Annotated in this window: 7 protein-coding genes and 1 riboswitch; of the genes, 2 read left to right on the top strand and 5 right to left on the bottom strand. The window is 67.4% G+C overall.

Going from position 1 to position 10,284, the window contains the following annotated elements; translation table 11 throughout:
• Positions 1–406: 406 nt before the first annotated feature.
• A complete protein-coding gene (thiC, locus tag FSV73_RS09515) occupies positions 407–2,284 on the bottom strand; it encodes a phosphomethylpyrimidine synthase ThiC (protein WP_145007113.1) in 1,878 nt (625 codons plus the stop codon).
• Between the two features lie 102 nt (positions 2,285–2,386).
• Positions 2,387–2,513, bottom strand: a riboswitch (TPP riboswitch).
• 108 nt (positions 2,514–2,621) lie between these two features.
• On the opposite strand from thiC, the gene FSV73_RS09510 reads away from it, so the two are divergent.
• Positions 2,622–4,118 (top strand): TolC family outer membrane protein, encoded by a 1,497-nt coding sequence (locus FSV73_RS09510; protein ID WP_145007111.1) that lies wholly within the window; start codon positions 2,622–2,624, stop codon positions 4,116–4,118.
• On the opposite strand, the gene waaA is transcribed toward FSV73_RS09510, so the two are convergent.
• The 4 genes from waaA to FSV73_RS09490 all read right to left on the bottom strand — a co-directional run bounded on the left by waaA (position 4,064) and on the right by FSV73_RS09490 (position 9,158).
• Complete coding sequence (waaA, locus tag FSV73_RS09505) at positions 4,064–5,329, bottom strand: lipid IV(A) 3-deoxy-D-manno-octulosonic acid transferase (RefSeq protein WP_145007109.1); 1,266 nt, start codon at positions 5,327–5,329, stop codon at positions 4,064–4,066. The genes FSV73_RS09510 and waaA overlap by 55 nt on opposite strands.
• An 87-nt stretch (positions 5,330–5,416) precedes the next feature.
• Positions 5,417–6,028 (bottom strand): hypothetical protein, encoded by a 612-nt coding sequence (locus tag FSV73_RS09500; protein ID WP_145007107.1) that lies wholly within the window; start codon positions 6,026–6,028, stop codon positions 5,417–5,419.
• A gap of 131 nt (positions 6,029–6,159) precedes the next feature.
• A complete protein-coding gene (locus FSV73_RS09495) occupies positions 6,160–7,944 on the bottom strand; it encodes an IlvD/Edd family dehydratase (protein ID WP_145007105.1) in 1,785 nt (594 codons plus the stop codon).
• 32 nt (positions 7,945–7,976) lie between these two features.
• Positions 7,977–9,158 carry a fumarylacetoacetate hydrolase family protein gene (locus FSV73_RS09490; RefSeq protein WP_145007103.1) on the bottom strand — a complete coding sequence of 394 codons (1,182 nt, stop codon included), beginning with the start codon at positions 9,156–9,158 and terminating at the stop codon, positions 7,977–7,979.
• 109 nt (positions 9,159–9,267) lie between these two features.
• On the opposite strand from FSV73_RS09490, the gene FSV73_RS09485 reads away from it, so the two are divergent.
• Positions 9,268–10,215, top strand: a complete 948-nt coding sequence (locus FSV73_RS09485) for a LysR family transcriptional regulator (protein ID WP_145007101.1) — start codon at positions 9,268–9,270, stop codon at positions 10,213–10,215.
• Positions 10,216–10,284 lie beyond the last annotated feature (69 nt).

Here is a 10,284-nt window from a genome sequence, read left to right as displayed (position 1 = left end):
TGGGCCTCGTTGGGCTTCGCTGCGCTCAGCGCCAACCTACGGAAACAGCGTGCGGGCCTGACAGCCGTAGGTTGGGTTGATACAGCTTCATCGTCGAAGCCCAACAGTGCGGGATCGACCTGGGCCTCGTTGGGCTTCGCTGCGCTCAGCGCCAACCTACGGAAACAGCGTGCGGGCCTGACAAACGTAGGTTGGGCTGAGACAGCTCTACCGTCGAAGCCCAACATTGCGAGGTCGACCTGGACAACGTTGGGCTTCGCTGCGCTCGGCGCCAACCTACGGAAACAGCGTGCGGGCCCAGACAGCCGTAGGTTGGGCTGAGACAGCTTTATCGTCGAAGCCCAACGTTGCGAGGTCGACCTGGACAACGTTGGGCTTCGCTGCGCTCAGCGCCAACCTACGATTGTCAGACCTGCTTGTAGATCACTCCACCTTCGTCCTTGAAGCGCGCGGCCTGTTCCTGGAAGCCGGCCTCGATGGCCTTCTGCTCGTCGGTCAGGCCGTTTTCCTTGGCGTAGTCGCGGACTTCCTGGGTGATCTTCATGGAGCAGAACTTGGGGCCGCACATGGAGCAGAAGTGCGCCACCTTGGCCGAGTCCTTGGGCAGGGTCTCGTCGTGGAAGGCGCGCGCCGTGTCCGGGTCCAGGCCCAGGTTGAACTGGTCTTCCCAGCGGAATTCGAAACGCGCCTTGGACAGGGCGTTGTCGCGGATCTGGGCGCCGGGATGCCCCTTGGCCAGGTCGGCGGCATGGGCGGCGATCTTGTAGGTGATGATGCCGGTCTTGACGTCGTCCTTGTTGGGCAGGCCCAGGTGCTCCTTAGGCGTCACGTAGCAGAGCATGGCGCAACCGAACCAGCCGATCATGGCGGCGCCGATGCCGCTGGTGATGTGGTCGTAGCCGGGGGCGATGTCGGTGGTCAGCGGGCCGAGGGTGTAGAACGGCGCCTCGTCGCAGCATTCGAGCTGCTTGTCCATGTTCTCCTTGATCAGTTGCATGGGCACGTGGCCCGGGCCCTCGATCATGGTCTGGACGTCGTGCTTCCAGGCGATCTTGGTCAGCTCGCCGAGGGTTTCCAGCTCGCCGAACTGGGCGGCGTCGTTGGCATCGGCGATGGAGCCGGGGCGCAGGCCGTCACCCAGGGAGAAGCTCACGTCGTAGGCCTGCATGATCTCGCAGATGTCTTCGAAGTGGGTGTAGAGGAAGTTCTCCTGGTGATGCGCCAGGCACCACTTGGCCATTATGGAGCCGCCGCGGGAAACGATGCCGGTGACGCGCTTGGCGGTCAGGGGCACGTAGTGCAGGCGCACTCCGGCGTGGATGGTGAAGTAGTCCACGCCCTGCTCCGCCTGCTCGATGAGGGTGTCGCGGAACAGCTCCCAGGTCAGCTCCTCGGCGACGCCGCCGACCTTTTCCAGGGCCTGGTAGATGGGCACGGTGCCGATGGGGACCGGCGAGTTGCGGATGATCCACTCGCGGGTCTCGTGGATGTGCTTGCCGGTGGACAGGTCCATCACGGTGTCGGCGCCCCAGCGGATGCCCCAGGTCAGCTTCTCCACCTCTTCCTCGATGGAGGAGCCCAGGGCGCTGTTGCCGATGTTGCCGTTGATCTTCACCAGGAAGTTGCGGCCGATGATCATCGGCTCCAGTTCCAGGTGGTTGATGTTGGCGGGGATGATGGCGCGACCGCGAGCGACCTCGTCGCGGACGAACTCGGGGGTGATCTCCTGGGGAATGCTGGCGCCGAAGCTCTGGCCACGGTGCTGGTTGCCGAGCAGGCCGGCGGCGCGGGCTTCCTGCAGCTTCATGTTCTCGCGGATGGCGATGTATTCCATCTCCGGGGTCACTATGCCCTGGCGGGCATAGTGCATCTGGGAGACGTTGCGCCCGGCCTTGGCCCGGCGCGGCTGGCGCGCCAGGTCGAATCTCAGGGCGGCGAGACTCGGATCGGCCAGGCGCGCCTGGCCGAAGTCGGAAGACAGCCCCGCCAGCAGCTCGGTGTCGCCGCGTTCGTCGATCCAGCGCGAACGCACGTCCGGCAGGCCCTTGCGCAGGTCGATGCGCGCCGCCGGGTCGGTGTAGGGACCGGAGGTGTCATAGACGAACACCGGGGCGTTCTGTTCACCGCCGAAGGCGGTGGGCGTATCGGCCAGGGAGATTTCCCGTACCGGCACGCGGATGTCGGGACGCGAGCCGGTAAGGTAGACCTTGCGCGAATTGGGCAACGGCTGGGTGGACTGGCGGTCGACGCGGGTGAAATCGGTGACGTTATTCTGCTTGTTCATCGAGGCTCTCCTGGTGGGCACGTTGCCGAGGGAAGAACCTGGACGAAGGGTGGGCACGCAAGAAGAGGCAAGCCCGGACGGATGGCGACCACGGATCGAGACTGCGGACGCCCTCTTGTTCCCTACGCAGGTTGACGCACCGCCATGCGGCGCGCCTAGCCTGATCAGGTTCAACGGGATCCGGGACTACCCGATCTCAGCGCCTCGTAGCGCACCCCGACAAGAACGCGGCCAGTGTAAACCCAGAGCGGCAGAAACTTCGACCGCTATTTCCTCTCCTATGGCGGATTCGGACGAAGCCACTACACTGGCGCGGTCCCTCAAGGAAGGCTCAAGAATGCGAAGACTCCTGCTGCTCGCTGCGCTCTGCTCCGCCACCGGCCTGGTCCAGGCCCAGGTAGCCGGAAGCGGCCTGCTCGACGTCTACCGCGAGGCGCTGGACAACAACGCCGACCTCGCCGCCGAGCGCGCCGGCCTCGGTGCCCAGCGCGAGGCGGTGCCCCAGGCCCGCGCCGGCCTGCTGCCGCAACTGGGCCTCGGCGCCCAGTTCAACGACACCCATACCAGTCTCGAACTCAAGGACAATCCCGCGCTGGGCGTCCAGGGTGGCCGCTACGACAGCGACCGCAGCAGCCAGCTGATCCAGGCCACCCTCAGCCAGCCGCTGTTCCGCGCCGATCGCTGGTTCCGGCTCAAGGCCGCCCAGGCTGCCACCGAGCAGGCCGAGCTGCAGTTCTCCGCTGCCCAGCAGCAACTCATCCTGCAGACCGCCGAGGGCTATTTCAGCGCCCTGCGTGCCCAGGACGCCCTGGCCACCGCGCGTGCCGAGGAAAAGGCGCTGTATCGCCAGCTGGACCAGTCCCGCGAGCGCTACAAGGTCGGCCTGACCGACGACACCGACGTGCTCCAGGCCCAGGCCAGCTTCGACAACGCCCAGGCCAACCGCTCCCAGAGCGAGCAGCAGGTGGCCGACGCCTTCCAGGCCCTGACCCGGTTGACCGACCGCGACTATGGCAGCATCGCCGGCATCCGCCACGACCTGCCGATCCTGCCGCCGCAGCCCAACGATGCGCGGCTGTGGGTGGACACCGCCATGCGCCAGAATCTGCAGCTGCTGGCGGCGGGCCAGGGCGTCAACGCCGCCCAGGAGACCCTGCGCCAGCGCCGCGCCGGGCACCTGCCGACGGTGGATGCAGTGGCGCGCTACAGCCACAGCGACAACGACGCGGTGAACCTGCCCAACGCCGAGCAGCTGTCCCTGTTCGGTAGCCCGGTCAACAGCCGCAGCATCGGTATCCAGGTCGAGGTGCCGCTGTACAGCGGCGGCGCCACCAGCTCCCAGGCGCGCCAGGCCTACCAGCAGCTGGACCAGAGCGAGCAGCGCCAGGAGAGTCTGCGCCGCCAGGTGGTGCAGAACACCCGCAACGCCCATCGCGCGATCAACACCGACATCGAGCAGGTGCGCGCCCGCCGGCTGTCCATCGCCTCCAGCCAGCGCGCCCTGCGTGCCACCGAGATCGCCTACCAGGTGGGCAGCCGCACCATCGTCGACGTGCTCGACGCCCAGCGGCTGCTGTACAACGCCGTGCGCCAGTACAACGACGCCCGCTACAACTACATTCTGGACAACCTGAGACTCAAGCAGGCGGCCGGCACCCTGGCGCCCAACGACCTGCTGGCGCTGTCCGGCTATCTCGATTCCCACTACGACCCGGATCGCGACTTCCTGCCGCCGGACCTGGCCAAGACCCGCGCCGACGTCCTGCCGGCACGGTCGCTTCAGGGCGTGAGCAGCCCGTCGAGCCCCGCGAGCAACCGCTCCAGCGCGCCCTGATTGGCGGCCAATACCGCCAGACCCGCCTGACGGCGTCGCTCGGCTTCCGCCGGCTCGGCCCAGAGCCGGGCCACGGCGGTGGCGATGGCCGAGGTCTCTGCCACGGTTTCCAGGGCGCCGGCGTCGCGCAGCTGGGCAACGATGTCGAGGAAGTTGAACACGTGCGGGCCGCTGAGTACCGGCAGGCCGAGGGCGGCCGGCTCCAGCGGATTGTGGCCGCCGCGCTCGATCAGGCTGCCGCCGACGAAGGCCACGTCGGCGAGGGCGTAGAGAAACAGTAATTCGCCCATGGTGTCGCCCAGCAGCACCTGGGTATCGGCCGCCACTGTCTCGCCCGTCGAGCGCCGTACCACGCTGAAACCTTTGCGACGCACCTCGGCCAGCACCTCGGGAAAACGCTCGGGATGGCGCGGGACCAGGATCAGCAGGGCATCGGGGTGTGCGGCCAGCAGCTGGCGATGGGCCTGGAGCAGGATGCCGTCTTCGCCGGCATGGGTGCTGGCGGCGATCCACACCGGACGCTGGCCCCAGCCCTGGCGCAGCGCGGCGGCGCGGGCCGGCAGCGCGGGATCGATGCGCAGGTCGAACTTGATGGAGCCGGTCACCGTGACCCGCTCAGCGCGGGCGCCGAGGGCACGAAAGCGCTCGGCTTCCACCGGGGTCTGCACCGCTAGCCAGGCCAGTTCCGCGAGCATCGGCCCGGTCACCCCGCCCAGCTTTCCATAGCCCCGGGCGGAACGCTCGGACAGCCGGCCATTGGCCAGGGCGATGGGAAGGTCACGGCGCGCCGCCTGGTGGATGAGGTTGGGCCAGAGCTCGGTCTCCATCACCACCCCCAGGCTGGGCCTGAGCCGGTCGAGAAAGCGCCCGGCCAGCCAGGGCAGGTCATAGGGTAGATAGCAGTGGTGGACATCGTCACCGAACAGCGCACGAATGCGCTCCGAGCCGGTGGGCGTCATGCAGGTCACGGTGATCGGCAGGTCGGGATGGCGCTGGCGCAGGGCGCGGATCACCGGCGCAGCGGCGATGCTCTCCCCCACCGACACCGCATGCACCCAGATGCCGCCGGGCGGCACCTCAGGCAAGCCCAGCGCCAGGCGCTCGCCAATACGGTGTTTATAAGCGGGCGCCTTGCGTCCACGCCAAAGCAGGCGCAGCAGGATGAAGGGCAAGGCCAGGGAGAAGATCAGGCTATAGAGGGTACGGTTCATGGCGGCAGAGCTTAAACGCAGACCTAGGGCAAGGGCGAGAAGTGAGCGATGCCCCAAGGCAAGCACGGCAGCCGTCCCCAACCTCCACTACTGCCTCATCCGGCCTAGAACGAGGTAATCCCGACCTCCAAAATCTACCTTCCGCAACACTGCATCTCGTGATGCTACGCAATCCTGCGGCTCGAATTCCGGGTGCGCATCCAGCAGCTTGCTGGAACGGACAACCTGCGCCGGCAGCAGGTCAAGTTGCCCGGAGCGCTTGAATCTCGAGAGTCTTGTTTCATTCGTACCGGCAATGGCAAATCCCCACTCATCCTCAAGGATCACGACGTCCTGCTCTTTGAGGTAGGCGTTGAGGCGCTGACCTTCTAGCCCCGCTAAAGATACATCCACGGCGTAAGGAGAGAGGACGCACACCAACCCGGCATGAGCTCCGAAAAGCTCTTCGACGCCTAACGTCTGATTTGCCGCCAGCCTATGCAAACGCCGCTCTTGAAGCTCCCGACGCTCGTGATCGTCGCCAATAATGGCGTCACCGCCTGTGACGGTAAGCGCGACGGCGCCCAGAAAGGCGAAACACCCGCGAGCCGGGAATAGTGCTCCTATCAGCCTTCCTCCCATCACGATCGCCGATTCCTTTCGCCGCTTCAGTACGCCAAGCCTGCCAGAAACGTGCTGATCGTGCGCGATGGGAGCCATGCGAAACGCCACCGAACCTCGACCGGGTCGGCACTAGCCGCTACGAAGCACCAACCGCTTATTGGCAGACCATGATGGACGGCGAGCATGGCGCCCCCGCCCCGCCAGGCTGCCACGCTCTACGCCGAAGGCTAATGCGAATGCCGCGGCACTCCACCCTCGCGGGCGATCACCTTGAGGTGCAGGGTGGCCGGTTCCAGGCAGCCGCCGGTGGAGAGCTGGCCTACCAGTTGCCGGTAGAGCTCCTGCCAGGGCGTCTGGGCCGGCGGTAGGTTGGGGGTCCAGGCGGCGCGGCGGCGTTCCAGTTCGGCGGCGTCGAGCAGGACATCGACGCGGCGGGCATTGAGGTCCACGCGCAGCCGGTCGTTGGTCTGGAGCAGCGCCAGGCCGCCGCCCACCGCCGCTTCCGGCGACATGTTGAGGATCGAGGGGCTGGCCGAGGTGCCGCTCTGGCGACCGTCGCCGAGGCACGGCAGGGAGTCGATGCCCTTCTTGATCAGGGCCGCCGGCGGCGCCATGTTGACCACCTCGGCGCTGCCCGGATAACCCACCGGCCCGGCGCCGCGGATCACCAGGATGCAGCGCTCGTCGATATCCAGCGCCGGATCCTCGATGCGCGCGTGGTAGTCCTCGGGGCCCTCGAAGACGATGGCGCGCGCCTCGAAGCTGTTTTCCTTGCCCGGCTCGGCCAGATAGGTCTGACGAAAGGCCTCGCCCACCACCGACATCTTCATGATGGCGCTATCGAAGAAGTTGCCGCTGAGCACGATGAAGCCGGCGCGGTGCTTGAGCGGCGCCTCATAGGGCTGGATCACCGCCGGGTCGGCGCTGGCGGCGCCTTCGGCGATGCTGCCGATGGTCTTGCCGGAAACGGTCAGGCACTCGCCGTGCAGGCGCCCGGCCTTGAGCAGTTCGTGGAGCACCGCCGGCACCCCGCCGGCGCGGTGGAAGCCCTCGCCGAGGTACTTGCCGGCTGGCATGCAGTTGGCCAGCAGGGGGATGTCCTCGCCCAGGCGCTGCCAGTCGTCCAGCGACAATTCGATCCCCATGTGCCGGGCGATGGCGATCAGGTGCGGCGGGCAATTGCTGGAGGCGCCCAGCGCCGAGGCCACCACGATGGCGTTCTCGAAGGCCGCGCGGGTCATGATCTGCGAAGGGCGGACATCGTCCAGCACCAGTTGGCAGATGCGCTTGCCGGTGGCATAGGCCATCTGGCCGCGTTCACGGTAAGGCGCGGGGATGCTGGCGCAACCGGGCAGTGACATGCCCAGGGTCTCGGCCAGGGCATTCATCGACAGGGCCGTGCCCATGGTGTTGCAGTGGCCCACCGAGGGCGAGGCGGCGGTGGTCAGGGCCATGAAGCCCTCGTAGTCGATCTCGCCGGTGGCCAGCAGGTTGCGCGCGTGCCAGAGCACGGTGCCGGAGCCGATCAGCTCGCCCTTGAAATGGCCGTCGAGCATGGGGCCACCGGAGAGCACGATGGCCGGCAGGTCGGTGGTGGCCGCGGCCATCAGGCAGGCCGGGGTGGTCTTGTCGCAGCCAGTGGTAAGCACCACGCCATCCAGCGGGAAGCCGTGGAGGATCTCCACCAGGCCGAGGTAGGCCAGGTTGCGATCCAGGGCCGCGGTGGGCCGGCGACTCTGCTCGGCGATGGGGTGCACCGGGAATTCCATGGGGATGCCGCCCGCATCGCGGATGCCGGCCTTGACCCGCTGGGCTAGTTCCAGGTGGTGGCGATTGCAGGGGGTGAGGTCGCTGCCGGTCTGGGCGATGCCGATGATGGGCCGGCCGGACTGGAGTTCGTCGCGGGTCAGGCCGTAGTTCATGTAGCGCTCGACATAGAGCGCGGTCATGTCGGCGTGGGCAGGGTCATCGAACCAGAGTTGGCTGCGCAGCGGGCGTTTGGCGGAAGTCATGGTGGTCTCTAGTTGTTATTAGGAAAAATGGATCAGCGGCCCAGCAGCCCACGGGCGGCCAGGTTGTGCATCAGGGCGCCGAGGCCGAAGCGCCAGGGCGCGGCCTGGTCGCTGGTGGTCACCCGGTTGTGCAGGGTACCCAGCAGCGGGCTGGCGATGCTGACCCGGTCACCCACCTTGTGGGTGAAGCCACCGCCCGGGGCGTCGCGATCCTGGGTCGGGGCGAACAGGGTGCCGAGAAACAGCACGAAGCCGTCGGGATACTGGTGGTTGGCATTGAGGGTCTGGGCGGCCAGGTCGGTGGGATCACGACTGATCTGCGCCATGGAGCTGCTGCCGCTGAGCTGGAAGCCGTCTTCGCCGCGCACCTCCAGGGTCACCACACACTGGCGCACCTGGTCGAGATCGAAGGTCTCGTCGAACAGGCGGATGAAGGGCCCCAGGGCGCAGGAGGCGTTGTTGTCCTTGGCCTTGCTCAGCAGCAGGGCGCTGCGGCCCTCGATGTCGCGCAGGTTGACGTCGTTGCCCAGGGTGGCGCCCTGGATGCGACCGCGGCTGTCCACCACCAGCACTACCTCGGGCTCGGGATTGTTCCACCGGGAGGCCGGATGCAGGCCGATGGCGCTGCCACTCCCCACGGCGGCCAGCACCGGCGCCTTGGTGAAGATCTCGGCGTCCGGCCCGATGCCCACCTCCAGGTACTGCGACCACAGGCCCTGCTCGATCAGCAGCGCCTTGAGCGCCTGGGCGCGCGGGCTGCCCGGCTCCAGACCCTGGAGGTCCGTACCTATCACCGCCTGCACCTGTTCGCGGATGGCCGCCGCGCGCCCGGCATCGCCGCCGGCCTGCTCCTCGATCACCCGCTCCAGCATGCTGGCGGCGAAGGTCACCCCGGCGGCCTTGATCACCTGCAGGTCGGCCGGCGGCAGCAGGTGCAGGCGGCCCGGGTCGGCCTGCTCGCCGCTGTTGGCCAGCAGCTCTTCCAGGCTGCCGAGGTAACGCCCGGGGGTGTCGCGCAGGGCCTGCAGGGGCGCCTCTTCCTCGAACAGGGCGCTCAGGGTGGCGAAGCGCGAGGAGACATCGAAGACACCGTCTTCGCGCAGTACCACGGGTGAAGGACCGGCCAGCGGGTCGGGCACCCAGGCGCGACCCACCAGGGTGCCGGCCAGGCCATCGGCAGGAAGGGTGTTGGCAGGCGAAAGACGAAGGGACATGGGCAGGACTCCGGGGAGGGATGGATCCACGCTAGGCACCTGGACTGATAAACTCAAATGGGCTTATCTCATCATTCGATAACCGTTGCTTATCGCGGAGGAAGGATCCATGTCCGAGCCGTCGTTCAGCCAGATCTGCCACTGGCTCAAGTTTCGCCACCTGCTGCTGATCGACACCCTCGGGCGCACCCGCAACATGCACCTGGCCGCGCAGCAGATGAATCTCAGCCAGCCGGCCGTCAGCAAGATGCTCAAGGAGATCGAGCACCTGCTGGGCTTCGCGCTGTTCGAGCGCCAGCCGCGCAGCATGCCGCCCACCGCCCTGGGCGAGCACGTGCTGCGCTATGCCCGGGTGGCCCTCAACGACGCCCGTGACTTCGCCGAGCAGATCGACAGCCTGAGGCGCGGCGGCCATGGCCAGCTCAAGGTGGGCGGTATCTTCGCCGCCACGGCGGTGGCCCTGCCGGAGGCCATCGTCGAGATCAAGCAGCGCTGGCCGCTGCTGGCCATCGAGGTGGTGGAGCAGACCAGCGATCACCTGATGGAGATGCTCGACGACAAGCTGCTGCACCTGGCGGTGGCGCGCTTCACCGACGAAGCCCAGGCCCAGCGTTTCGCCTTCCAACCCCTGGCGCCGGAGCCGTTCCGCTTCGTGGTCAACCGCCAGCATCCGCTGGTGGACAGCGGTCCCGTGGCCCTCGACCAGGTGCTGGCCTGGCCGTGGATCCTCTATCCCAAGGGCACGCCGATCCGCGGACGCATGGAGCGCGCCTTCGCCGCCGCCGGCCTGCCGGTGCCGAGCAACACCATCGACACCATCTCCATGCAGACCTTCCTGCGGGTGCTGCGCGCCGGGCCCATGATCGGCATGCTGCCCGAGGCCATGGTCGAGCCCTATCTCGCCAGCGGGGTGCTGAGCGCCCTGGAGTTGCCGCTGCACCTGCCGGCCCAGGACTACGGCATCCTCACCCGCAAGGGCGAACCCCTGGGCGACGCCGCCCGCGAATTCGCCGCCATCCTGCTGAGCCATGCCGGCCGCGAGAAGGCCTCGGCCTAGAGGCTTCGATAACGCCGCGTTATCGAATGATCCGCAAATGCCATTGGGAAAGAATCGCTCGCCCTCCTA

This window comes from Pseudomonas oryzihabitans (assembly GCF_007665395.1).
GTDB classification, from domain to species: domain Bacteria; phylum Pseudomonadota; class Gammaproteobacteria; order Pseudomonadales; family Pseudomonadaceae; genus Chryseomonas; species Chryseomonas psychrotolerans_C.
The sequence above is the reverse complement of the archived record's forward strand: the minus strand, read 5'-3'. Positions and strand labels throughout refer to the sequence as shown.

What these genes read in the sequence shown, in the direction of transcription:
- FSV73_RS09485 (WP_145007101.1), top strand. Translation starts at nt 9,268, where the DNA reads ATGTCCGAGCCGTCGTTCAGCCAGATCTGCCACTGGCTCAAGTTTCGC.
- FSV73_RS09490 (WP_145007103.1), bottom strand. Translation starts at nt 9,158, where the DNA reads ATGTCCCTTCGTCTTTCGCCTGCCAACACCCTTCCTGCCGATGGCCTG.
- FSV73_RS09510 (WP_145007111.1), top strand. Translation starts at nt 2,622, where the DNA reads ATGCGAAGACTCCTGCTGCTCGCTGCGCTCTGCTCCGCCACCGGCCTG.
- FSV73_RS09500 (WP_145007107.1), bottom strand. Translation starts at nt 6,028, where the DNA reads ATGGCTCCCATCGCGCACGATCAGCACGTTTCTGGCAGGCTTGGCGTA.
- waaA (WP_145007109.1), bottom strand. Translation starts at nt 5,329, where the DNA reads ATGAACCGTACCCTCTATAGCCTGATCTTCTCCCTGGCCTTGCCCTTC.
- thiC (WP_145007113.1), bottom strand. Translation starts at nt 2,284, where the DNA reads ATGAACAAGCAGAATAACGTCACCGATTTCACCCGCGTCGACCGCCAG.
- FSV73_RS09495 (WP_145007105.1), bottom strand. Translation starts at nt 7,944, where the DNA reads ATGACTTCCGCCAAACGCCCGCTGCGCAGCCAACTCTGGTTCGATGAC.